The organism is Streptomyces sp. NPDC049837, from assembly GCF_040674455.1.
GTDB lineage: Bacteria > Actinomycetota > Actinomycetes > Streptomycetales > Streptomycetaceae > Streptomyces.
Map to the genome: position 1 here is coordinate 429147 of NZ_JBFAMP010000006.1, position 21863 is coordinate 451009.

General features: G+C 72.4%; 23 protein-coding genes and 1 pseudogene. 5 read left to right on the plus strand and 19 right to left on the minus strand.

The features are described from left to right. Positions 1-4: 4 nt before the first annotated feature. Both AB0J57_RS19750 and leuA read right to left on the minus strand, forming a co-directional pair. Positions 5-700 (minus strand): TerB family tellurite resistance protein, encoded by a 696-nt coding sequence (locus AB0J57_RS19750; protein ID WP_366129498.1) that lies wholly within the window; start codon positions 698-700, stop codon positions 5-7. Between the two features lie 159 nt (positions 701-859). After that, positions 860-2617, minus strand: coding sequence for a 2-isopropylmalate synthase (gene leuA / locus AB0J57_RS19755; protein WP_366129499.1), 1758 nt, complete (start codon positions 2615-2617; stop codon positions 860-862). A 294-nt stretch (positions 2618-2911) separates the two neighbouring features. Between leuA and AB0J57_RS19760 the strand changes: the two genes are divergently transcribed. Together AB0J57_RS19760 and AB0J57_RS19765 are read left to right on the plus strand one after the other, a co-directional pair. Next, a complete protein-coding gene (locus AB0J57_RS19760) occupies positions 2912-3976 on the plus strand; it encodes a M4 family metallopeptidase (protein ID WP_366129500.1) in 1065 nt (354 codons plus the stop codon). A 9-nt stretch (positions 3977-3985) separates the two neighbouring features. Continuing rightward, a complete protein-coding gene (locus AB0J57_RS19765; RefSeq protein WP_366129501.1) occupies positions 3986-4252 on the plus strand; it encodes a protealysin inhibitor emfourin in 267 nt (88 codons plus the stop codon). Here AB0J57_RS19765 and AB0J57_RS19770 read toward each other — a convergent pair. Then, positions 4236-4883, minus strand: coding sequence for a TetR/AcrR family transcriptional regulator (locus tag AB0J57_RS19770; RefSeq protein WP_366129502.1), 648 nt, complete (start codon positions 4881-4883; stop codon positions 4236-4238). The genes AB0J57_RS19765 and AB0J57_RS19770 overlap by 17 nt on opposite strands. Before the next feature lie 60 nt (positions 4884-4943). Here AB0J57_RS19770 and AB0J57_RS19775 point away from each other — a divergent pair, with 60 nt between their 5' ends. Then, positions 4944-5723, plus strand: a complete 780-nt coding sequence (locus AB0J57_RS19775; RefSeq protein WP_366129503.1) for an SGNH/GDSL hydrolase family protein — start codon at positions 4944-4946, stop codon at positions 5721-5723. 22 nt (positions 5724-5745) lie between these two features. On the opposite strand, the gene era is transcribed toward AB0J57_RS19775, so the two are convergent. The 9 genes from era to AB0J57_RS19820 form a co-directional block, all read right to left on the minus strand. Further along, a complete protein-coding gene (era, locus tag AB0J57_RS19780; RefSeq protein ID WP_366129504.1) occupies positions 5746-6687 on the minus strand; it encodes a GTPase Era in 942 nt (313 codons plus the stop codon). Positions 6688-6792: 105 nt separating this feature from the next. Beyond that, positions 6793-7146, minus strand: coding sequence for a cytidine deaminase (locus tag AB0J57_RS19785; RefSeq protein WP_366129505.1), 354 nt, complete (start codon positions 7144-7146; stop codon positions 6793-6795). Between the two features lie 27 nt (positions 7147-7173). Next, complete coding sequence (locus AB0J57_RS19790; protein ID WP_366129506.1) at positions 7174-7887, minus strand: hypothetical protein; 714 nt, start codon at positions 7885-7887, stop codon at positions 7174-7176. Between the two features lie 96 nt (positions 7888-7983). Then, a complete protein-coding gene (locus AB0J57_RS19795) occupies positions 7984-8790 on the minus strand; it encodes a helix-turn-helix transcriptional regulator (protein WP_366129601.1) in 807 nt (268 codons plus the stop codon). Between the two features lie 93 nt (positions 8791-8883). Next, the gene (locus AB0J57_RS19800) at positions 8884-9237 is read right to left on the minus strand and encodes an MmcQ/YjbR family DNA-binding protein (protein ID WP_366129507.1); all 354 of its coding nucleotides are present in this window, start codon (positions 9235-9237) and stop codon (positions 8884-8886) included. Then, positions 9234-10505, minus strand: coding sequence for a hemolysin family protein (locus AB0J57_RS19805; protein ID WP_366129508.1), 1272 nt, complete (start codon positions 10503-10505; stop codon positions 9234-9236). The genes AB0J57_RS19800 and AB0J57_RS19805 overlap by 4 nt, the downstream gene beginning before the upstream one ends. Next, positions 10502-10999: an rRNA maturation RNase YbeY gene (gene ybeY, locus AB0J57_RS19810; protein ID WP_366129509.1), complete on the minus strand. Its 498-nt coding sequence runs from the start codon at positions 10997-10999 to the stop codon at positions 10502-10504. Before ybeY ends, AB0J57_RS19805 begins: the two co-directional genes overlap by 4 nt. A 12-nt stretch (positions 11000-11011) precedes the next feature. After that, positions 11012-12007 (minus strand): PhoH family protein, encoded by a 996-nt coding sequence (locus AB0J57_RS19815; protein ID WP_366129510.1) that lies wholly within the window; start codon positions 12005-12007, stop codon positions 11012-11014. A gap of 120 nt (positions 12008-12127) precedes the next feature. Then, on the minus strand, positions 12128-13246 hold the full coding sequence (locus tag AB0J57_RS19820) for a PfkB family carbohydrate kinase (RefSeq protein ID WP_366129511.1): 1119 nt from the start codon (positions 13244-13246) through the stop codon (positions 12128-12130). A 267-nt stretch (positions 13247-13513) separates the two neighbouring features. On the opposite strand from AB0J57_RS19820, the pseudogene AB0J57_RS19825 reads away from it, so the two are divergent. Then, positions 13514-14827: pseudogene (locus AB0J57_RS19825) on the plus strand (MFS transporter); the annotation flags it as partial. 12 nt (positions 14828-14839) lie between these two features. Here AB0J57_RS19825 and AB0J57_RS19830 read toward each other — a convergent pair. From AB0J57_RS19830 to AB0J57_RS19850, 5 genes are read right to left on the minus strand one after another with little or no spacing between them, the layout of a single operon-like run. Continuing rightward, positions 14840-15844: an adenosine deaminase gene (locus tag AB0J57_RS19830; RefSeq protein ID WP_366129512.1), complete on the minus strand. Its 1005-nt coding sequence runs from the start codon at positions 15842-15844 to the stop codon at positions 14840-14842. Between the two features lie 30 nt (positions 15845-15874). Then, a complete protein-coding gene (locus AB0J57_RS19835) occupies positions 15875-16783 on the minus strand; it encodes a ribonuclease Z (protein WP_366129513.1) in 909 nt (302 codons plus the stop codon). A 10-nt stretch (positions 16784-16793) separates the two neighbouring features. Further along, positions 16794-17156: a histidine triad nucleotide-binding protein gene (locus tag AB0J57_RS19840; protein WP_366129514.1), complete on the minus strand. Its 363-nt coding sequence runs from the start codon at positions 17154-17156 to the stop codon at positions 16794-16796. 40 nt (positions 17157-17196) lie between these two features. Continuing rightward, positions 17197-18327 carry a tetratricopeptide repeat protein gene (locus tag AB0J57_RS19845; RefSeq protein WP_366129515.1) on the minus strand — a complete coding sequence of 377 codons (1131 nt, stop codon included), beginning with the start codon at positions 18325-18327 and terminating at the stop codon, positions 17197-17199. Further along, the gene (locus AB0J57_RS19850; protein ID WP_366129516.1) at positions 18324-19586 is read right to left on the minus strand and encodes an ATP-binding protein; all 1263 of its coding nucleotides are present in this window, start codon (positions 19584-19586) and stop codon (positions 18324-18326) included. Before AB0J57_RS19850 ends, AB0J57_RS19845 begins: the two co-directional genes overlap by 4 nt. A 59-nt stretch (positions 19587-19645) precedes the next feature. Between AB0J57_RS19850 and AB0J57_RS19855 the strand changes: the two genes are divergently transcribed. Beyond that, entirely contained in the window at positions 19646-19993 is a 348-nt protein-coding gene (locus tag AB0J57_RS19855) for a hypothetical protein (protein ID WP_366129517.1), read from the plus strand. 14 nt (positions 19994-20007) lie between these two features. Here AB0J57_RS19855 and AB0J57_RS19860 read toward each other — a convergent pair whose 3' ends face one another. Both AB0J57_RS19860 and AB0J57_RS19865 read right to left on the minus strand, forming a co-directional pair. Beyond that, positions 20008-20745 carry a 16S rRNA (uracil(1498)-N(3))-methyltransferase gene (locus AB0J57_RS19860; RefSeq protein ID WP_366129518.1) on the minus strand — a complete coding sequence of 246 codons (738 nt, stop codon included), beginning with the start codon at positions 20743-20745 and terminating at the stop codon, positions 20008-20010. Then, positions 20742-21818 carry a nitronate monooxygenase gene (locus AB0J57_RS19865; protein WP_366129519.1) on the minus strand — a complete coding sequence of 359 codons (1077 nt, stop codon included), beginning with the start codon at positions 21816-21818 and terminating at the stop codon, positions 20742-20744. Before AB0J57_RS19865 ends, AB0J57_RS19860 begins: the two co-directional genes overlap by 4 nt. Positions 21819-21863: the final 45 nt, after the last annotated feature.

Below are 21863 nucleotides of genomic sequence, written 5' to 3' on the forward strand. Positions count from 1 at the left end.
GAGGTCAGAACGGCGTCCTCGCCGCCTCCATCAGCCGGGCCGTGTCGTCCGCGCGGAGGTGCAGTGCGTTGCCGACGGTGGTGAGGACGTCTCGTTCGGCGGTGGTGTAGGCGCCGTCGGCGAGGGCGATGCGGGCGCCCTGGAGGAGGATCGACTCGCGGCCTGCGGGTGCGAGGTGCGGGGTGAGCGGCTCCAGGGCCTCGTGCAGCTCGATGGCGAGGGCGGCACCGCACGGGGCGCCGGCGTCGGCGACGAAGCGGCCGGTGTCGGCCTCCAGGGCCTCGATGAGGGCGGTGAGGCTGTCGGCGGTGCAGTCCTCGTACCCGGCGGCGCGGACGGCGCAGACGGCGGTCTCCAGGACCGGGCGCGAGGAGACGCCGCCGGCGGCCAGGACGGCGAGGGCGACGGTGTGCACGGCGTCGCGCAGCATGGCGGAGAAGCGGGCCGTGGTGGGGTGGTCCAGGGTGTCGGTGCCGAAGTGGGTGTGGCAGGCCGCGCATTCGACGACCGGCCCGGCGAGCCCGCGGGGCAGCAGCGGCAGCCCGAGGAGGGTGAGGCGCCGACGGCCGGTGCGGCGCCGGTAATTGCGGTCTCCGCCGCATCCGGGGCAGAAGAACTGGCCGTCGCCGACGGTGTTCCATGAGGTGGAAATGGAGCAGATACGCACTTTTCGCCCGCGTGAGCCTCGTGCTGGCAGCACGTCGCACCTCCAGAACGCCTCGGCCGCCTTGCCGCGTTGGCGTGATGTTAGCCACATCGGTGATGTCACGTCAGCACCCCGGCGTGAGATCGCCACGGACATGGCTGAACCCCGCCCTCCGGAAAGCCTCCGGAAAAGGCGGGGTTCAGGTGTGCCGGGTCAGCGCGCGGCGCGGTTCACGGCGGAGATGACCGCCTTCAGCGAGGCGCGGGTGGTGTTGGCATCGATGCCGATGCCCCACAGCACCTTGCCGTCAATGGCGCATTCGATGTACGAGGCGGCCTGCGCGGACGCGCCCTCGCTCATCGTGTGCTCCTGGTAGTCCAGCAGGCGGACGTCGATGCCGATGGCCTGGAGCGCGGCGAAGAAGGCCGAGATCGGGCCGTTGCCGGAGCCGGTCAGGACCGTCTCGGTGCCGTCGACGACCGCCTCGACGGTCAGCGTGTCCGTGCCGTCCTTGTCGGTCGTGGTCTGGCCGGAACGGAGCTGGATGCGGCCCCACGGGTTGTCCGGGTTGGGCAGGTACTCGTCCTGGAAGACGGACCAGATGTCCTTCGGCGTGACCTCGCCGCCCTCGGCGTCGGTCTTGGCCTGGATGAGCTTCGAGAACTCGATCTGCATCCGGCGCGGCAGGTCCAGCTTGTGGTCGTTCTTCAGGACGTACGCGATGCCGCCCTTGCCGGACTGCGAGTTGACGCGGATGACCGCCTCGTAGGACCGGCCGACGTCCTTCGGGTCGATCGGCAGGTACGGCACGGCCCACTCGATGTCGTCGACGGTCTTGCCGGCGGCGGCCGCGGTGGCCTCCATGGCGTCGAAGCCCTTCTTGATGGCGTCCTGGTGGGAGCCGGAGAAGGCGGTGTAGACCAGGTCGCCCGCGTAGGGGTGGCGCGGGTGGACCTCCATCTGGTTGCAGTACTCGGAGGTGCGGCGGATCTCGTCGATCTGCGAGAAGTCGATCTGCGGGTCCACGCCCTGCGAGAACAGGTTCATGCCCAGCGTCACCAGGTCGACGTTGCCGGTGCGCTCGCCCTGCCCGAACAGGCAGCCCTCGATGCGGTCGGCGCCGGCCATGATCGCCAGCTCGGCCGCCGCCACCGCCGTACCGCGGTCGTTGTGCGGGTGGACGGACAGGCAGACGTACTCGCGGCGGGACAGGTTGCGGGACATCCACTCGAATCGGTCCGCGTGCGTGGAGGGCGTCGAGCGCTCCACGGTGGCGGGCAGGTTCAGGATGATCTCGCGGCCCTCCTCGGGCTGCCAGACGTCCATGACGCCCTCGCAGACCTCCAGGGCGAAGTCCAGCTCGGTGTCGGTGAAGATCTCCGGGCTGTACTGGTAGCCGAAGACCGTCTCGTCGCCCAGGATCTTGTCGGCGTACTCCATCACCAGACGGGTGCCGTCGACCGCGATCTGCTTGATGTCGTCCTTGGAGCCGCGGAAGACGACGCGGCGGAAGACGGGCGCGGTGGCGTTGTACATGTGGACGGTGGCCCGGTGGGCGCCGCGCAGGGACTCCACGGTCCGCTCGATCAGGTCCTCGCGGGCCTGGGTCAGGACGGAGATCGTCACGTCCTCGGGGATGGCGCCCTCTTCGATGATGGAGCGCACGAAGTTGAAGTCGGTCTCACCGGAGGACGGGAAGCCGACCTCGATCTCCTTGTAGCCCATGCGTACGAGCAGGTCGAACATCTCGCGCTTGCGGGCGGGGCTCATGGGGTCGATCAGCGCCTGGTTGCCGTCCCGCAGGTCGGTGGACAGCCAGCGCGGCGCCTTGGTGATGCGCTTGTCCGGCCAGGTGCGGTCGGGGATGTCGACGGCCTCGTACTGGCCGTACTTGTGGATCGGCATCCCGGACGGCTTCTGGGTGTGCGTCGCGTTGGTGACGGGCGTGGGGCGGCCAACGGGCTGGGACATTGCGTAGGGCTCCTCGGTTGTCCTTCAAGGGACGGCCGACTGGGTCGAAGCAGCACCAGACTCCGCGGGGAGGGGGTCGGCCTACGACTACAGGCCCTCGCCGCGGCAGCTAAGGAGAAGCAGCCCGAAACGCATGATGCGAAGAAGCCTAGCCGAGCAACACCGTGAGTGGAGGTGCCGTTTCAGTATGCGGGATTCGGCGCGGTAACCGTCAAAGAGTGACACATCACTCCTTTTCGGGAATCCTCGTCGCAGGTCGTGACAGCATGGTGACAGGCTGCCACATTGCGGGACATGACTGCCTCCCCCTCCGTGTTCTGCACGATCGTCCCGCCGCACCTGCTCGACCGGCTCTCCCGCGCCGCCGACCCGGTCATCGCCGCCGCAGCCCGCCGCACCCTCGTCGCGGACGCCGCCAACCGCACCGCCCGCCGGCTGACCACGGTCGTCGGCGCCGCCCCCGTACCCGTCGCGGCGGACGCGCCCGCCGACAAGCCGAAGCGGACCGTCTACGACGCCGGTCACAAGACCGCCCTGCCCGGCAAGAAGGTGCGCGGCGAGGGCGAGAAGCCGACGAAGGACGCGACCGTCAACCGCGCGTACGCCGGTCTCGGCGCGACCTTCGAGCTGTTCCGCGACGCGTACGGGCGCGATTCGATCGACGGGTCGGGGCTGCCGCTGGACGCGACCGTCCACTACGACCGCGACTACAACAACGCCTTCTGGAACGGCGACCAGATGGTCTTCGGCGACGGGGACGGCAAGATCTTCCTCGACTTCACCATCGCGGTGGACGTCATCGGCCACGAACTGGCCCACGGGGTCACCCAGTACACCGCGAACCTGGCGTACTTCGGCCAGCCCGGCGCGCTGAACGAGTCGATGTCGGACGTCTTCGGCTCGCTGGTCAAGCAGAAGGCGCTGGGGCAGACCGCCGAGCAGGCCGACTGGCTGATCGGCGCCGGTCTGCTGGCACCGGAGGTGCAGGGCGTGGCGCTGCGCTCCATGAAGGCCCCGGGGACGGCGTACGACGACGACATCCTGGGCAAGGACCCGCAGCCCGCGAAGATGGAGGACTACGTCCACACGGGCTCCGACAACGGCGGCGTGCACATCAACTCGGGCATCCCGAACCACGCCTTCTACCTCTTCGCGAAGGAGCTGGGCGGTCATGCCTGGGAGAAGGCCGGGAAGGTCTGGTACGACGTGCTGACGGGCGGCCGGCTGGCGGTGGACGCGCAGTTCGCGGACTTCTCCAAGCTGACGGTGGCGGCGACGCGTGAGCGGTTCGGGGCGGGCGGCGCGGAGGACGACGCGGTGGTGAAGGCCTGGTCGACGGTGGGGCTGCCGACGGAGTAGACAGGGCCCATGCGTATTCGGGTCATCCGCACGGGCGGGTTCGCGGGCATCGAGCGGCGGGCCGAGGTGGACACCTCGGGGCTGCCGGACGCCCGCGACTGGCACGCCCTGGCCGAGGCGGCGCTGGCCGGCGGGCGAAGCGAGCGGCCGGTGGGGGTGCCGGACGGGTTCGGTTACGAGATCACGGTGGACGGCCGGACGGTGTACTGCGCCGACCCGGGGCTGACCGAGGCGCAGCGGGAGCTGGTGGCGCGGGTGCTCAGGGAAGGCGCGTGAGCCCGGTGGCGACGGAGCCCGCCGCCGCCTCCGGCCGGTCGCCGGCGGCCACGGCGAAGTCGCGCAGGGCGCCGGTGAGGATCTGGTCGGCGGTGTAGCCGCCCATGATGTAGCCGTGGCGGGACAGGTGCGCGATGCCGTGCATCTGGGTGAAGAGCTGGCGGACCAGGAGGTCGGGGTCCGCGTCGGCGCGGAAGCGGCCGCCGGCGACGGCGCGGCGGATGGCGTCGCGCGGGAAGCGGAGCACGGACACGCCCATGCGGCGGTCGTCGTCGGTCAGCTCGAAGCCGGCGAGCGCGGAGCCGCCGAAGAGCACGGCGTAGACCTCCGGTTCGGCACGGGCGAAGTCCTGGTAGCAGCGGCAGAGGGCGGCGAGGTCGGCCACGGGGTCGCTGGGGTCCCGGCCGAGGGCTTCGGCGCGGGCGCGGAAGCGGTCGAAGCCTTCGCGCATCAGGACGCGGACGAGTTCGGGCATGGACCCGAAGTGGGTGTAGACGGCCATGGTGGAGGCGCCGACGGCCTTGACCAGGCGGCGGGCGCTGAGGGCGGCGGGGCCCTGTTCGGCGAGGACGCGGGCGGCTTCGTCGAGGAGCCGGCGGCGTACGGAGTCGGCTGATTGTGCGGTTGACACGGGAGCAGCATAACGCTGTTATGGATATAACACTGTTATGTCGAGTGATGGGGGTGCGGCATGCTGCTGACCAAGCGGGTGCTGCGTACACGGGTGATCCGGCTGCCGGAGGCGGAGGGCGACAGCGGTGCGACGGTCGGCACCGGCCCGGCCCTGCGGCTGCTGGTGCTGGGCGACTCCACGGCCGCCGGGGTCGGCGCGGCCCGGCACAGCGAGGCGCTGGCGGGCCACCTGGCCACGGCGGTGACCGCGCTGACCGGGCGGGGCGTGGACTGGCGGGTCGTGGCGCGAGCGGGCGCGACGGTCCGCACGGTGCGGCGCGTCCTGCTGAACCGGCTCACCGATCCCACCCGCCGCTGGGAGCCCGACCTCGTCGTGGTGACCGCCGGTACGAACGACGCGCTGCGGCGCCGCCGCCCCCGCGCGTTCCGGGCGGACGTCTCCCGGCTGGTGCGGGACATCGGGCTCAGGCTGGGCGATGACGTCCCCGTGGTCCTGGCGGGCCTGCCGGAGACGGACCGGATCGCGTCGCTGCCCCGCGCGTTCCGGGCGCCGCTGTCGGTGTACGTACGGCTGCTGGACCGCCAGCTCCGCGTCGTCGCCCGCCGCACCCCGCACGTCGTCCACCTGCCGTCGGGCGGCCCGCCCCGCTTCCCCGGCGCCTGGTTCGCCGAGGACCGGTTCCACCCGTCACCCCTGGGCTACCGCGCCTGGGCGCGCACCCTGGCGGCGGGCGTCGCGACACTGGTCGACGAGACCTCCCGGCCCTCGGAGCCGGGCCTCACCCGGCTCCTGGCGACGGCGGTCCCGGCGCTGAAGGACCTGCGCACGGCACCGTGAGCGGGGCGCCGGCCGGGCAGTCTCAGAACCCGAGCTTCCGCAACTGCTTCGGGTCGCGCTGCCAGTCCTTGGCGACCTTCACATGCAGGTCGAGGAAGACCGGCGTACCCAGCAGCGCCTCGATGTGCTTGCGGGACTTGATGCCGACTTCCTTCAGGCGCTGGCCCTTCGGGCCGATGATGATGCCCTTCTGGCTGGGGCGCTCGATGTAGACGTTGGCGTGGATGTCCAGCAGCGGCTTGTCCGCCGGGCGGTTCTCGCGCGGGAGCATCTCCTCGACGACCACCGCGATCGAGTGCGGCAGCTCGTCCCGTACGCCTTCCAGCGCGGCCTCGCGGATCAGCTCGGCGACCATCACCTGCTCGGGCTCGTCCGTGAGGTCGCCCTCCGGGTAGAGCGCCGGGCCCTCGGGGAGAAGGGGGATCAGCAGGTCGGCCACGAGCTGGACCTGCTTGCCGCCCACCGCCGAGACGGGGACGATCTCCTGCCACTCCATGCCCAGCTCCTTGCCGAGCTGGTCGATCGCGATGAGCTGCTCGGCGAGCGTCTTGGAGTCCACCAGGTCCGTCTTGGTGACGATCGCGACCTTCGGGGTCTTCTTGATCTCCGCCAGCTCCTTGGCGATGAACCGGTCGCCGGGCCCCAGCTTCTCGTTCGCGGGCAGGCAGAAGCCGATCACGTCGACCTCGGCCCACGTGGTGCGCACGACGTCGTTGAGCCGCTCCCCCAGCAGGGTGCGCGGCTTGTGGAGGCCGGGGGTGTCGACCAGGATGAGCTGCGCGTCCGGGCGGTGCACGATGCCGCGCACGGTGTGCCGGGTGGTCTGCGGCCGGTTGGAGGTGATCGCCACCTTCTGGCCGACCAGAGCGTTCGTGAGGGTGGACTTGCCCGCGTTGGGGCGGCCGACGAAGCAGGCGAAACCGGCCCTGTGGGTGGTTTCGGTGTCAGGGTTACGAGCGCTCATGGGGGCCATTCTCCCCGATGCGCGCACCGCTCACGTACCGCTGCCCCCTCCGGCGACGAGCCGGGGGTGGGTCAGCCCCCCCGGCCCCCTCCCCCGTACCGCCCGTCAGCCGGCGCTGACCGTGGCGCGCAGCTCACCGTCGGGGCCGGCCACCAGCACGGGCGTGGCCGGGCCGCCCAGGTCACGGACGGCGGCGCGGTCCGCGTCCGAGGCGGCACCGGCCTCGGTGACGACGGCCGCGGCCTCCAGCGACTTGGCACCACTGGCCACGGCCATCGCGACCGCCGTCTGGAGCGCGCTGAGGTTCAGCGACTCCAGCGCGACGGTCCCGGCGACGTACGTGCGCCCGGTCTCGTCCCGCACCGCCGCGCCCTCGGGCACGCCGTTACGGGCACGGGCGCTGCGCGCCAGCGTGATGATCTTGCGGTCCTCGGGGCCGATGTCGGTGCTCTGTGTCATGCCCCGAGGATAAGTCCGCGATCAGCGTCAGCTCTGGGCGGCCTTGACGAACTTGTCGCCCGCGCGCTTGGCGAGGTCGTCGAACGCCTTGTGGCCCTCGCCGTTCATCGGCACGTAGGCGAGGCGCATCACGCCGGTGCCCTGCTGAGCGATGAGGACGTCGGACTCGATCTTCATCTTGAGCTCGGGGATCTCCATGGTCAGGCGCACGCCTGTGGACGACTCGCCGGCCTTGCCGGTGGGCAGCGCGGCGGCCTTGACCGGAACCGGCTGACCGTCCTGGACCATGCTGAAGGTGGCGCAGGCGGGGATGGCGGTCTCGACGCTCTTGACGAAGTCGGCGGCGCCGGTGCCCGGCATGCTGAAGATCTGCTGCGCGAGCAGGCTGGCGCCACCGCCGTGGGCGAACTCCTGGTTGCCGCCCATGGTCGCCCCGTCGATCTTGTCCGACATGATCTGGGCGAGCGGCTGGCACTCGGGCTTCTCGGCCTTGGACTGGTCACCCGTGCTGGGGGCGCTCTCGGCCTTCCAGCCGGCCGGCAGGTCCTTGACCTCCAGGATGCCCGCCTTCATCTGCGCGGCCGTCAGCGGCGCCGCGGCCGCCGGCTTGTCGGCGGCCTTGTCCTTGGACTTGTCGGCCTTGTCGCCGCCCTTGTCGGCGGAGCCACCGCACGCGGCGGTGAAGGTGAGCGCGGAGACGGTGAGCGCGACGGCGACGCCGCGACGTATACGAGTACGCATGAAGATGTGTTCTCCCCTTGGGGCGTGAATGTCCTGGGGAGCTGTGGTTCCCCCCTCCCCGCCGTGATCGGCCCGCTGAGAATACACACGGTCAGGTCACAGGAAGGGCACAGGAGCCTCTCGCCCCGCCAGCCGCTCCAGCTTCGCCGCCGTGTCCGCCTCCGGGAGCGGGGTGTGGAGCACGATCGTCAGGTCGGGCCGGGCAGGGACGCGCAGTTGGGTCGACTCCACGTGCAGCGTGCCGACCACCGGGTGCTCCAGCTCCTTGTGCACCTGGCCCGCCGGGGCGATGTCGCGGCGCTCCCACAGCTCGGCGAACTCCGCGTCGGCGGCCTTGGCCTCCTCCACCACCGCGCGGAAGCCCTCGTCGTCCGGGCACTCCGAGCAGGCCGCCCGGAACTGGGCGACGAGTTGCGGGGCGTTGCGCGCCCAGCTCTTGGCCCGCGACCGGTAGAGGGGGTCGGTGAAGAACGCGATGAGGCCGTTCTGCGACATGCCGGGGCGCATACCCAGCATGGTCGAGGCCGAGTCGTTGTACATGACCGTGTTGCAGTACCGGTCCATGATGTGCGCGGGGTACGGCATCCACGCGTCGATGAGCCGTCGCAGCCCGGCGCACATGTTCCGCTGCTCCGGAGCCACCTCGGGCGCGGGCGGGTTGAGCCCGGCCAGCACGTAGAGGTGGCGGCGCTCGGCGGGGCTGAGGCGGAGCACCCGGGCCACCGAGTCGAGCACCTGCGGCGAGACGGTGATGTCCCGTCCCTGCTCCAGCCACTGGTACCAGGAGGCCCCCACGCCCGCGAGGACGGCGACCTCCTCGCGGCGGAGGCCGGGGGTACGGCGCCGGGCGCCGCCGTCGGGGAGCCCCGCCTCGGCGGGCGTGACGCGGGCCCGACGGCTCATCAGGAACGCGCGGAGTTCGGCGAGCCGGTGGGCCTTGGAGCTCGCGCTTTCGGTCACAGTCACCGGTCGTCCTCCCCCTGCCTGGTGGTGCGGCTACGGACGGTCCAGGCGCAGCCGGGTCGCCTTCGGGAGGCCCGCGACGACCAGGTCGTAGGAGTCCTCGATCAGTTCGCGGACCAGGCGGTCCGGGAGCCCGGAGACGGTGACCGTGTTCCAGTGGCGCTTGTTCATGTGCCAGCCCGGCACGATCGCCGGGTGCTCGGCGCGCAGTTGGAGCGCGATCTCGGGGTCGCACTTGAGGTTGACGCTGAGCGGCCGGGCGTCCAGGGCCGACAGGGCGAACATCTTGCCCGCGACCTTGAAGACCGACGTCTCCGGGCCGAAGGGGAAGTCCTCCACCGCGTCGTTGAAGGCGAGGCAGAACGTCCGGAGCTGCTCCGGGGTCATGCGACCGGCTCCGCGACCACCGTGACGATCTTGTTGCGGCGGCCGGCCGGGGACTCGGCCGTCAGCCGCAGCGCCCGCCCGTCGGGGAGGTCGACCACGGCGGAGGCGCCCGCGATGGGGACGCGGCCGAGGGCCTTGGCGAGCAGTCCGCCGACCGTCTCGACGTCCTCGTCGTCGTACTCGTCGAGGCCGAACAGCTCGCCGAGGTCGCCGATGTCGAGCCGCGCGGTCACCCGGAAGCGGCCCCCGCCGAGCTCCTCCACGGGCGGCAGCTCCCGGTCGTACTCGTCGGTGATCTCGCCGACGATCTCCTCCAGGATGTCCTCGATGGTGACGATCCCGGCCGTGCCGCCGTACTCGTCGATGACCACGGCGCAGTGGTTGCGCTCCTGCTGCATCTCCCGCAGCAGGTCGCCCGCGTTCTTGGTGTCGGGGACGAACGTCGCGGGCCGCATGACCGTGGAGACCAGGTCGTTCTCGGCGTCCCGGTTGATGTGGGTGCGGCGGACCAGGTCCTTCAGGTAGACGATGCCGACGACGTCGTCCTCGTTGTCCCCGGTCACCGGGATGCGGGAGAAGCCGGAGCGCAGCGCCAGGGTCAGGGCCTGGCGGATGGTCTTGTACCGCTCGATGGAGACCAGGTCCGTGCGCGGGACCATCACCTCCCGCACAAGGGTGTCGCCGAGCTCGAAGACGGAGTGGACCATGCGCCGCTCGTCGTCCTCGATCAGGGACTCCTGCTCGGCGAGGTCGACCATGGCGCGCAGCTCGGCCTCGGAGGCGAAGGGGCCCTTGCGGAAGCCCTTGCCGGGTGTGAGCGCGTTGCCGATGAGGATCAGGAGCTGCGGCACCGGGCCCATCACGCGGGCCAGCGGCAGCAGCACGTACGCGGCGGCGGTCGCCGTGTTCAGCGGGTGCTGGCGGCCGATGGTGCGGGGCGAGACGCCGACGGCGACGTACGACACCAGCACCATCACGCCTATCGCGACCAGCAGGGCCGACCACGTCTCGGCGAACTCGTTCAGGCAGACGTACGTGACCATGACCCCGGCCGCCATCTCGCACGCGACCCGGATCAGCAGGGCCAGGTTCAGGTACCGGGTGGGGTCGGAGGCGACCTGGACCAGCTTGGCGGCGCCGCGCCGGCCGACCCGTACCGCCTCGGCGGCGCGGAAGCCGGAGACCCGGGCCAGGCCCGCTTCGGCGCACGCCGCCAGCCACGCGACCACGACCAGCGCGACCGCGCCGAGGATGAGCTGGGCGGTCATGAGACGGTCGGCGCCGGGGAGGGGCCCGTCAGGCCCTTCTCCGCGCGCCAGCCGTCGATGATCGCCGCCTGAAGCCCGAACATCTCGGCCTTCTCGTCCGGCTCCTCATGGTCGTACCCGAGCAGGTGCAGCACCCCGTGGACGGTGAGGAGCTGGAGCTCCTCGTCCATGGAGTGCTGCGTGGGGGCCTCCTGGCCCTGCTTGGTGGCGACCTCCGGGCAGAGCACGATGTCGCCGAGGAGGCCCTGCGGGGGCTCCTCGTCGTCCTTGGCCGGCGGGCGCAGCTCGTCCATCGGGAAGGACATGACGTCCGTCGGTCCCGGCAGGTCCATCCACTGGATGTGCAACTGCTCCATCGCCTCGGCGTCCACCACGATCACCGACAGCTCGGAGAGGGGGTGGATGCGCATGCGCGTGAGCGCGTACCGAGCAACGTCGAGGATCGCCTGTTCGTCGACCTCGGTGCCGGACTCGTTGTTGACGTCGATCGACATGGTGCTCGTGTGCTACTTCCCGTTTTGGTTGTCGTACTTCTCGTACGCGTCGACGATACGGCCGACGAGCTTGTGCCGTACGACATCGTTCGACGTGAGCATCGAGAAGTGGACGTCCTCGACCCCCTCCAGGATCTCCCGGACCTGGCGCAGACCGCTCTTGGTGCCGCCCGGAAGGTCGATCTGGGTGATGTCACCGGTGATGACGATCTTGGAGTCGAACCCGAGCCGGGTCAGGAACATCTTCATCTGCTCGGGATTCGTGTTCTGCGCCTCGTCCAGGATGATGAAGGCGTCGTTCAGCGTCCGGCCGCGCATGTACGCCAGCGGCGCGACCTCGATCGTGCCCGCCGCCATCAGGCGCGGGATCGAGTCGGGGTCGAGCATGTCGTGCAGCGCGTCGTACAGCGGCCGCAGGTACGGGTCAATCTTCTCGTAGAGCGTGCCGGGCAGGAAGCCGAGCCGCTCGCCCGCCTCGACGGCCGGCCGGGTCAGGATGATCCGGGTGACCTGCTTGGACTGGAGGGCCTGGACCGCCTTGGCCATCGCCAGGTACGTCTTGCCGGTACCGGCGGGGCCGATGCCGAACACGACCGTGTGCTTGTCGATCGCGTCGACGTACCGCTTCTGGTTGAGCGTCTTGGGGCGGATGGTGCGGCCGCGGCTGGAGAGGATGTTCTGGGTGAGGACCTCCGAGGGGGTCTCGACGGCCTTGCCGCCCGTCTCCTCCTTGAGCATCGCGATGGACCGCTCCACTGCGTCCTCCGTCATCGGCTGCCCGGTGCGGAGCACCAGCATCATCTCGTCGAACAGGCGCTGGATCAGGGCGACTTCCGTGGCGTCGCCGACCGCGCTGATCTCATTGCCGCGCACGTGGATGTCCGCCGCCGGGAACGCCTCTTCGATCACGCGCAGCAGGGCGTCGCCCGAGCCGAGCACGGTCACCATGGGGTGCTTCGCGGGGACCGTGAAATGGGCTCGTACCTGGTCTGTGGGTGTCTGCGTCATGGGCCGGCTCTCAGGCCTGCACATACCTCCGTTGCAGGGTTCTCGCTGCTCGACAACCTCTGGACATCCAGCCTACGTCGTGGCGCTGACAACCCCGAAGGCTTTTCCACCCACCCGCTGTTACGCCGACCGCCCGAAGCCGATGGTGGGCACGGCCCGCCGCAGCGGCCAGGGCCTGATGGGGGCGGGCAGCAGCGACTCCAGGAACGCGTACCGGCGCAGAGCCGCCGGGTCCTGGTCCGAGCAGCCCTGGACGTAGTCCCACCAGGCGGCGACCTCCACCCACCCCGGCGCGGACAGCGACCCGCCGAACTCCTGCACCGACAGGGCGGCGGTCAGCCCGGCGAAGGCGAGCCGGTCCGCGAGCGGCCACCCGGCGAGGGTGCCGGTGACGAACCCGGCGACGAAGACGTCCCCGGCGCCGGTCGGGTCGAGGGCGGCGACCTGGATGGCCGGGACCTCGGCGGTCTCGCCGGTCCCGCCGTCCACGGCGTAGGCACCCTCCGAACCGAGCGTGACCACGGCGAGCGGCACCTTGTCGGCGAGCGCGCGGGCGGCGGCGCGGGGGCAGGAGGTGCGGGTGTAGCGCATCGCCTCCTCGGCGTTGGGCAGGAACGCCTCGCAGTGGTCCAGGTCGGGCAGGGCGGCCAGGTCCCAGCGGCCGGTCTCGTCCCAGCCGACGTCGGCGAAGACGCGGGTGGCCTGGCGGGCCGCGTCGGTGACCCACTCCTCGGGGCGGCCGGGCGCGAGGGACGCGACGGCGGCACGCGCGCGTGGCGGGCACGCCGGGAGGGAGCCGTCCAGGGGCGGGGCCTCGTGGCCGTGGGACACCATGGTGCGCTCGCCCTCGTACGCCATGGAGACGGTCACCGGCGAGTGCCAGCCGGGCACGGTGCGCGACCGGGACAGGTCGATGCCCTCGCCCTGCTCCAGGGCGTCCCAGCAGTACTCGCCGTAGTGGTCGTCGCCGAAGGCCGCCGCCAGGGAGGTGCGCAGCCCGAGCCGGGCGAGGGCGGTGGCCATGTTGGCGACACCGCCGGGGCTGGAGCCCATGCCCCGCGCCCATGTCTCGGTGCCGCGCACGGGGGCGCTGTCCAGGCCGGTGAAGATGATGTCGAGGAAGACCGTGCCGGTGAGGAACACGTCGTACTCGGGGTCGGCGGGCGTGCGCAGCGCGTCCAAAGGGTCGATTCCGGCCGTGTGTTGCCGCTGCTGCTGCTCTCCTCTGGGTGTGGTCACGGCGGGCTCCCCGGTCGCGGTACGGATCAGGACAGTGTGCCCGATTCCCGCCGCTCGCGAAGGGCGCCGGCGTGCGGGAAACAGGTGCGCTTACCCGTCCTCCCACCACACAAACACTTCGTGACTCAGATCACATGTCGATGAGGCCTTCTCGCCTTCTCGCGCGACCGGCCGGCTTGATACAAATTGGCCCGCGTTCCCGTGCACGTTCCCGTACGACACCGGGCGCTCCACCCCTTTCCCCCTTCGCCCTGTTCGGGAACGCCCATGCCCTCGCGCCAGCGCGCCCTGTGGCCGCTCGTCGCCGTGTTCACGGCCGGTTACCTCGCCGCGTACCTCCTGCCGACCGTCGTCGGCCGTCTCTCCGCCGGTCTCGGACTGACCCCGGCCCAGGCCGGTCTGGTCGGCTCCGGCCTGCTCCTCGGCTCCGCCGCCGCGGGCTTCACGCTCGCGTCCCGCGTGGACCGGTACGGGCCGCGCCAACTGGCCCGGGCGGGCCTGCTGCTGGCGGTGGCCGGCTACGGCTGCGCCGCCCTCGCCCCGGCCGTCCCGCCGGTCGTGGCGGGCGCGGTGGCCGGCGGCTTCGGCTCCGGTACGGCGACGGCGGTCGCGGCCGCCGGGATCGCGGGGCGGCGCGACCCGCACCGCGCCTCGACGCTGGGCCTGCTGTCGGTGTCGGCCACGGCGGGCGCCCTGTACCTGACGCTTCCGCACCTGGGCGGCGGGCACTCGCTGCCGTTCGCGTCGCTGGCGCTGGTCGCGGCGGCCGTGTGGCCGGCGACGGGGCGGCTGGAGACGGGCCACGACACGGGTGAGGCCCGGGAGGCGGGGGCGCCGCTGCCCCGGCCGCGCGCGGGCCTGGTGCTGGCGGGCGCGATGGTGTGCTGGTCCATGGCGCAGAACGCCCTGTGGGGCGTCAGCGGCCGGATCGGGCTCACCCAGGCGGGCCTGAGCGAGGTGACCGTCGGGGCGGTGTTCGCGGCGGCGCTCGGCGCGGGGCTGCTGGGCGTCACGGCGGCCGGCGCGCTGGGCGCCCGGCTCGGGCGGGCGGTGCCGATCGGCCTCGGTACGGTGCTGATCGCCGGCTGCATCGTGCTGACGTCCGCCGCCGAGGGCCTGGCGTCCTTCGCGGCCGGCGAGGTCCTATGGAACGCCTGCTACCCGGTCGTCCTGTCGTACCTGATCGGCCTGGCCGCCTCCCTGGACCCGCGCGGCCGCTGGGCGGTGCTGGCGGGCTCGGCGTCCTCGCTGGGCGTGGCCTGCGGCCCGGTCACCGGCAGCGTCCTGTCGGACCTGGCCGGCTACCCGGGCATGGGCCTGGTGCTGGGCGCCCTCCTGCTGCTGCTCGCCGTCCCGCTGACCGCCGTGGCCCTGCACACCTCGGGCCGCCCGCTGGTGCCGGGCGCCGTCCGCCGCCGGGGCGGTGCCCCCGCCGCGGTCGTCGCGGGCACCACGGGCGCGGCGGCGGGCCTGGCCGCCCCGCAGATCGGCGCGCCCGAGCAGCCGGTCACCGAGTTCCCGGTCCGCTCCCTGGCCCCGCTGCTCGTCCGCCGCCGCACCTACCGCCCGGCGGGCCCGCGCTGACCGGGGCGGTCAGTCGAACTCGTACGCCTCGACCTCGGCGAGGTACCGGGAGCGCCGCTCCTCGTCGTGGTCCAGGAAGGACGCCAGGAACGAATTGCGGGCCAGCTCGCGCAGTTGCTCCTCGCCCAGCCCCAGCGCCTCGTGGACCGCGTGGAAGGTGTCGCCGACGTATCCGCCGAAGTAGGCCGGGTCGTCGGAGTTCACGGTCACCAGCAGCCCCGCCGCCATCATGGCGGGCAGCGGGTGGTCCTCCAGGACGTCGATGGCGCGCAGCCGGACGTTCGACAGCGGGCACAGCGTCAGCGGCACCCGGTCCCGTGCCAGGCGCTCGACCAGCTCCTGGTCCTCCACCGCCCGCAGCCCGTGGTCGATCCGCTCGACGCCCAGGACGTCCAGGGCCTCGCGGATGTACGCGGGCGGGCCCTCCTCGCCCGCGTGCGCGACCTTCCGCAGCCCGAGCGCCCCGGCCGCCTCGTACACCTCGGCGAACTTCGACGGCGGGTGGCCCACCTCCGCCGAGTCCAGGCCGACGCCCACGATGTGGCGGAGGTACGGCTTCGCGGCTTCCAGCGTCTCCATCGCCGACTCGGCCGGCCGGTCACGCAGGAAGCACATGATGAGCTGCGTGGAGATGCCGTGCCGCTCCTCGCCGCGCTCCAGCGCCCGGGCCAGGCCCTCGATCACCGTGCCGATCGGCACGCCGCGCTCGGTGTGCGCCTGCGGGTCGAAGAAGATCTCGGCGTGCCGTACGCCCTGCCGCGCGGCCCGCTCCAGGTAGGCGTCCGCGAGGTCGGTGAAGTCGTCTGCCGTGTGCAGCACGGCCATCAGCCCGTAGTACAGGTCCAGGAAGGACTGGAGGTCGCTGAAGAGGTACGCCTTGCGCAGCTCCTCGGTGTCGGCGTACGGCAGCTCGACCCCGTTGCGCGCGGCGAGCGCGAAGGCGAGCTCGGGTTCGAGGGTGCCCTCGATGTGGAGGTGCAGTTCTGCCTTGGGGATCGCTTCGGGGAGGTGCATGGGATGCCTGGGCCTTACTGGCGCGTGGCCTTACGGGTGGCGTTTGGGGAGGGGGACGCGGATCAGGTCGTGGGCGACGGTCAGCTCACCGTCGAAACCGGCCGCCCGCGCCTGCTGTTCGAACAGGTCGGGGTCGCTGTAGCGCTGCGAGAAGTGGGTGAGGACGAGGTGGCGTACGCCCGCCTGCTGGGCGACCACGGCCGCCTGTCCGGCCGTCAGGTGGCCGTGGTCCTCGGCGAGGAGGACGTCCTCGTCGAGGAACGTCGACTCGATGACCAGCATGTCGCAGCCCTCGGCGAGCGCGTGGACGCCGTCGCACAGCCGGGTGTCCATGACGAACGCGAACCGCTGCCCGCGCCGTACCTCGCTGACGTCCTCCAGGCGCACCCCGCCCAGCGCGCCCTCGCGCTGGATGCGGCCCACGTCCGGGCCCTTGATGCCGTGCGCGGCGAGCCTCTCGGGCAGCATGCGGCGCCCGTCGGGCTCGGTCAGCCGGTAGCCGAACGACTCGACGGGGTGCGACAGACGGCGGGCCTCCAGGGTGTACACGGGGCTCGCGGCGAGCACCCCGTCGGCGGCGACCGGCGCCTCGACGAGCTTCACCGTCTCGCGGTAGGCCGTCGCGTACCGCAGCCGGTCGAAGAAGCGCTGCCCGCTCGCCGGGTAGTGCGCGGTGACCGGGTGCGGCACCTGGTCGAGGTTGATGCGCTGGATCACCCCGGCGAGGCCCAGGGAGTGGTCGCCGTGGAAGTGGGTGACGCAGATGCGGTCGATGTCGTGCGCGGCGACCCCGGCGCGCAGCATCTGGCGCTGGGTGCCCTCGCCCGGGTCGAAGAGGATGCCCTCGCCGTCCCAGCGCAGCAGGTAGCCGTTGTGGTTGCGGTGTCGGGTGGGCACCTGGCTGGCGGTGCCCAGCACGACGAGTTCTCGTACGGACATGACGGGGTGACTATCCGGGGGGCCAGTTCAGGCCGCGGCCGCCGAGCACGTGGGCGTGCGCGTGCCAGACGGTCTGCCCGGCGCCGGTGCCGGTGTTGAAGACGACGCGGTAGCCGGTGCCGTCGACCTTCTCGTCCGCCGCGACGTGCCCGGCCTCGCGCAGCACGTCCGCCGCGAGCTCCGGCGCGGCGGCGGCCAGTGCGGCGGCGTCCGGGTAGTGCGCCTTGGGGATGACCAGGACGTGCGTCGGCGCCTGCGGGTTGATGTCGCGGAAGGCGACGGTCGTCTCCGACTCGCGGACGATCGTGGCCGGGACCTCCCCCGCCACGATCTTGCAGAACAGACAGTCGCTCTGATGCGGCTCTCCGGCCATGTCCTGGTCCTTTCTGTCACCGACTGCGTACGAGGGCACTCTATCGGCGGCCGGGCGCGCGTCTGTTGAGCGCGGACCTGCTGACCCAGTACGTGATGACCACGCCCCAGAACAGCGGCGCGCCGAGCCCGGCGACCACGCCCGCGGTCAGCATGGGCAGCGCCAGGGTGACCAGCGAGTGCAGGCCGAGCAGCCCGACCGCGCCGGCCATCCACAGCACCGGTGGGCACCGGCGGGATATCAGCAGCATGGGGCGCCGCAGCCGAGGGGGCACGCGCCGCCGCAGCCACAGTGCCCAGCCGGCCCACAGCGCCACGTACACGGCGACGCCGACGAGCTCGGCCACCATGGCGCCCGTGCCGGAGCCGCCGGTGCGGAGCTGGGCCGATCCGATACTGGCGGCGATGAACCCGCCCAGGGCGACCCAGCGGGCGCCCGCCGCCGTGCCCCAGGCCATGGTCTCCAGGTTGAAGCGGGCCTCGCGGTCGTCCAGGTCGAGCGCGGCGGAGTCGACGAACCCTTCGGCGGCCCTGGTCCACGCCCCGCGCCGGTACCAGCGGCGGCGCAGGTGCAGCAGGGACAGGTTGTTGTGCGCCTCGCTGCTCTCCGGGTTGAGGCGCAGGGCGTTCTCGTAGGCCTTCTCGGCGGTGCGGTAGTCCTTGAGCTGGTACGCGGTCAGGCCGAGCAGGAAGTGGGTGGCGTCCTCCTCGGGGCCCAGCTCGACGGAGCGGAGGGCGAGCGCGTACGCCTCGCGGCGCCGCGCCGGGTGGTCGGAGCGGGCGAGGATCGTGCCGAGGACGTGGTAGCCGCTCCAGTGGTGCGGTACGAGGGCGAGGCCGCGCCGGGCGGAGTCCTCGGCGGCCGCCCACTGGGGCCCGCCGGCCGGCCCGTGGGCGAGCAGGTCGGCGCGGAGGAACCACGCCGACGGCAGCTCGGGGTCGGCGCGCAGCGCCTCGTCGGCCAGGCGCAGCGCCTCCGCGCGGTCACCGAGGTGGCGGCGGCAGCGGGCGAGCAGGGCGAGCGCGTGGGCGTCGTCCGGGTGCTGGGCGAGGTGCTGCGCGGTGAGGGCGGCGGCCTGCTCGTACCGCTCCAGGTCGTACAGCGCCTCGGCCCGTTCCAGCGTCATCGGCTGCGAGGCGGGCGGGGTGGGCGGGGTGGCCGGGGTGGTCACAGCTTGCGCTTCCTCTTCAGGTACGCGAGGAGGTCGTCGTACATGCCGCCGTCGTTGGCGAAGGTCGCCACATTGCGGGCGGCGGAGAACCAGGGCTCGGTGGACGGCCGGATCTGCCTGGCCGCGCCCATCAGGTCCTTCATGTTGATCATCCGTACGGTGCCGGTGCGGGCAGAGTCGAGCAGCGCGGCCTCGGCGGCGCTCTCGCAGACGTGGGCGAGGTCGGCGCCGGAGAAGTCCTCGGTGGCCTTGACGAGCTTGCCGAGGTCGACCGACTCGATGGGGCGGTCGCGCAGGTGGTAGCGGAGGATCGCGTCCCGCGCGGCGGCGTCGGGCGGCAGGACGAGCAGGGTGCGGTCGAGGCGGCCGGGCCGGCGCAGGGCGATGTCCACGTCCCAGGGGACGTTGGTGGCGGCGAGGACGAACACGCCCTCGTTGCTGTCGGCGGCGATACCGTCCAGTTCGGTCAGGAGCTGGTTGACGACGTTGCGCAGCCCGCTGTGGTGACTGCGGCTGCGCTTGGCGCCCAGCGCGTCGAGTTCGTCGAGGAAGACGACGCAGGGGGCCTGGGCGCGGGCGGTCTCGAAGATGTCGTGGACGTTCTTCTCGGAGGCGCCGATGTACATGTCGAGGATGTCGCTGAGCGAGATCGACAGGAAGCTCGCGCCGAGTTCACCGGCGACCGCGCGGGCGATGAACGTCTTGCCGCAGCCGGGCGGCCCGTACAGCAGCAGGCCGCCGCGCAGGCTCTTGCCGTACAGCTTGCGCAGCTCGGGGTTGCGCATGGGCGCCAGGAACGCGGCCTCCAGCCGGTCCTTGACCTCCTGCATGCCGCCGACGTCCGCGAGCCGGACCGCGCCGGGCGCGTCCACCTCCCAGGCGTCGGCGCCGCCCGGGTCGTCGCCGAGGCCGTCGACGGTGAGGGGCGCCTCGGTGCCCTCGACGAACCGGGGCGGCACGATGTCGCCGACCTCCTGCTCGGCGGCTGCCCAGTCGAACTCGTCGCGGTGCTCCGGGGCTTGGGGTGCTCGCGGTGCCGGGCGGGGCGCTTCGGGGAGTCCCATGGCACGCGTCATCAGCGCGCGGGCGTCCGCGTCGCCGGGCGCGTGCTGGAGGGCGACGGCCGCCTCGGTCACGGCTTCGTCGTTGCGCCCCGCCTGGAGCAGGAGTTCGGCGAGGTGCAGCCGCAGGGGAACGTCGTCGGGCGCGGCGGCGACGGCGGCGCGCAGGCTGCGGAGGAGAGGAGACTCGTCGGACATGCCGCCACCCTACGAATTGGGTACGACAATCGGCCCGGTGCCCCCCTACTGTGGGCGCGATGAGACGAGATCGCGTCCCGCGGCGGCTGGTCGTGGACGGCACGACCTGGCTGTGGTCGGTGGGGCATCAACACCCCCCGTGCCGCGAACTGCTGACGCTGCGCCGCGCCGACGCGCGCCACGCCCAACTGCGGCTGGTCTTCCGTGACATGCGGGGACGCGTGACCCAGGGCGGCTACTGGCCGTCGGGGTCGGTGGGCGACATCCACGGCCACGACCTCAACCTGCACGAGCCGGGCGTCGTTCGCCGCCTTCTCGGCGAGGCCGCGTCGTGCGGCCTGCTGCCGACCGCACACGGCATTCACGAGGCCGACGGCTGGCCCCTGTTCGACACGCTGGTCGCCTGAAACGACGGGGGTTTTCAGGACCAGCGGCCGGTGCGGCCCAGCAGCAGGGCCGTGGCGGCCGTTCCGGCGGTCGAAGTGCGCAGTACGCTGCGGCCGAGTCGGTACGGCTTCGCGCCGGCCTCGGCGAACGCCGCCAGCTCGTCGGGCGCCACGCCCCCTTCGGGGCCCACCACGAGCACGATGTCACCGGTGGCGGGCAGTTCGGCGGCCGCCAGCGGCTCGGCGCCCTCCTCGTGGAGGACGGCCGCGAAGTCGGCGGCGGCGAGCAGCTCGGCGACCCGCTTGGTCGACGCCGCGTCCGCGACGTCCGGGAAGCGGAGCCGGCGCGACTGCTTGCCCGCCTCCCGCGCGGTGGCCCGCCACTTGCCGAGCGCCTTCAGGCCACGGTCGCCCTTCCACTGCGTGATGCAGCGGGACGCCGCCCACGGCACGATCGCGTCGACGCCCGTCTCCGTCATGGTCTCCACCGCGAGCTCGCCCCGGTCGCCCTTGGGCAGGGCCTGGACGACGGTGATACGGGGGCTGGGCGCGGGCTCCGTACGTACCTCCGTCACCGCCACGTCGAGGCGGTCCTTGCCCTCGACGGCCGCGACCGTGCCGTACGCGCCGGTGCCGGCGCCGTCCGTCAGGACGATCTCCTCGCCGACCCGCAGCCGCCGTACCGACACGGCGTGCCGCCCCTCGGGCCCGTCGAGCGTGACGGCCCCGGGCGTGCCCGGCACGTGGTCGACCAGGAAGACGGGGGCGGTCATGACGCCACGCCCCGCAGCGCGAGGGCGGCCACCGCCGCGTCCAGCTCTGCGTTGAGGACCTCCACCAGGCGCCCGGCGGGCAGGTCGCGCGCCATCCGGTGGCCCTGCCCGGCCCACAGTGCCATGCCCTGCGGGTCGCCCGCCTTGGCGGCGGCCTTGCGCAGCCCGCTCGTCAGGTGGTGCACCTCGGGGTACGCGGCCGGGGCGTACGGGCCGTGCTCGTGCATGAACCGGTTGACCAGGCCCCGCGCGGGGCGCCCCGAGAACGCGCGCGTCAGCTCGGTGCGGACGAACAGCGGGTTGGTCATGGCCTGCTTGTGCAGGGCGTGCGCGCCCGACTCGGGGCACACCAGGAACGCCGTGCCGAGCTGCGCGGCCTCGGCGCCAGCCGCGAGGACGGCGGCGATCTGGTTGCCGCGCATCAGGCCGCCCGCGGCGACGACCGGCAGCGGTACCGCCTCCCGCACCAGCGGGATCAGCGACAGCAGCCCCGTGCCGGTCCCGCCGGCCTCCGGGTCGTCGCGGTGCGTGCCCTGGTGCCCGCCGGCCTCGACGCCCTGGACGCACAGGGCGTCGGCGCCCGCGTACTGCGCGGCCTGTGCCTCCTCGACCGACGTGACCGTCACGACGGTGACCGTCCCGGCCCGCCTGAACGCGGCCACCGTCTGGCGGCTCGGGCACCCGAAGGTGAACGACACCACCGGCACCGGGTCGTCCAGCAGGACGGCCAGCTTGGCCTCGTACCCGTCGTCCCGCCCGGCGTCGGGGTCGCCGAGGGGCGTGTCGTACCAGTTGGCCTCACCGGCGAGCTGGTGCCGGTACACGTCGACGGCGGCGGGGTCGGCCTGCCCGGGCTGCGGCATGAACAGGTTGACGCCGAAGGGCCGCGAGGTCAGGCCGCGCAACTGCTTGATCTCCTGGTACATGCCGTCGGCGGTCTTGTACCCGGCGGCGAGGAAACCCAGGCCGCCGGCGTCGGACACGGCCGCGACGAGCTGCGGACAGGAGGCGCCACCCGCCATGGGGGCCTGCACGATCGGGTACCGGCAGAGATCGGTCAGTGCGGAGGACATGCACGCATGGTGTCACGCCCCCGCGCCCGTACCGAACCCCGGGCC

Excerpts from the sequence above, each read along its gene's own strand:
- era (WP_366129504.1), bottom strand. The coding sequence starts at position 6,687 with ATGAGCGCTCGTAACCCTGACACCGAAACCACCCACAGGGCCGGTTTC.
- AB0J57_RS19865 (WP_366129519.1), bottom strand. The coding sequence starts at position 21,818 with ATGTCCTCCGCACTGACCGATCTCTGCCGGTACCCGATCGTGCAGGCC.
- ybeY (WP_366129509.1), bottom strand. The coding sequence starts at position 10,999 with ATGTCGATCGACGTCAACAACGAGTCCGGCACCGAGGTCGACGAACAG.
- AB0J57_RS19805 (WP_366129508.1), bottom strand. The coding sequence starts at position 10,505 with ATGACCGCCCAGCTCATCCTCGGCGCGGTCGCGCTGGTCGTGGTCGCG.
- AB0J57_RS19795 (WP_366129601.1), bottom strand. The coding sequence starts at position 8,790 with ATGAGCCGTCGGGCCCGCGTCACGCCCGCCGAGGCGGGGCTCCCCGAC.
- AB0J57_RS19830 (WP_366129512.1), bottom strand. The coding sequence starts at position 15,844 with ATGCACCTCCCCGAAGCGATCCCCAAGGCAGAACTGCACCTCCACATC.
- AB0J57_RS19840 (WP_366129514.1), bottom strand. The coding sequence starts at position 17,156 with ATGGCCGGAGAGCCGCATCAGAGCGACTGTCTGTTCTGCAAGATCGTG.
- AB0J57_RS19775 (WP_366129503.1), top strand. The coding sequence starts at position 4,944 with ATGCTGCTGACCAAGCGGGTGCTGCGTACACGGGTGATCCGGCTGCCG.
- AB0J57_RS19785 (WP_366129505.1), bottom strand. The coding sequence starts at position 7,146 with ATGACACAGAGCACCGACATCGGCCCCGAGGACCGCAAGATCATCACG.
- AB0J57_RS19815 (WP_366129510.1), bottom strand. The coding sequence starts at position 12,007 with ATGACGCAGACACCCACAGACCAGGTACGAGCCCATTTCACGGTCCCC.
- AB0J57_RS19850 (WP_366129516.1), bottom strand. The coding sequence starts at position 19,586 with ATGTCCGACGAGTCTCCTCTCCTCCGCAGCCTGCGCGCCGCCGTCGCC.
- AB0J57_RS19790 (WP_366129506.1), bottom strand. The coding sequence starts at position 7,887 with ATGCGTACTCGTATACGTCGCGGCGTCGCCGTCGCGCTCACCGTCTCC.
- AB0J57_RS19800 (WP_366129507.1), bottom strand. The coding sequence starts at position 9,237 with ATGACCCCGGAGCAGCTCCGGACGTTCTGCCTCGCCTTCAACGACGCG.
- leuA (WP_366129499.1), bottom strand. The coding sequence starts at position 2,617 with ATGTCCCAGCCCGTTGGCCGCCCCACGCCCGTCACCAACGCGACGCAC.
- AB0J57_RS19760 (WP_366129500.1), top strand. The coding sequence starts at position 2,912 with ATGACTGCCTCCCCCTCCGTGTTCTGCACGATCGTCCCGCCGCACCTG.
- AB0J57_RS19860 (WP_366129518.1), bottom strand. The coding sequence starts at position 20,745 with ATGACCGCCCCCGTCTTCCTGGTCGACCACGTGCCGGGCACGCCCGGG.
- AB0J57_RS19835 (WP_366129513.1), bottom strand. The coding sequence starts at position 16,783 with ATGTCCGTACGAGAACTCGTCGTGCTGGGCACCGCCAGCCAGGTGCCC.
- AB0J57_RS19855 (WP_366129517.1), top strand. The coding sequence starts at position 19,646 with ATGAGACGAGATCGCGTCCCGCGGCGGCTGGTCGTGGACGGCACGACC.
- AB0J57_RS19765 (WP_366129501.1), top strand. The coding sequence starts at position 3,986 with ATGCGTATTCGGGTCATCCGCACGGGCGGGTTCGCGGGCATCGAGCGG.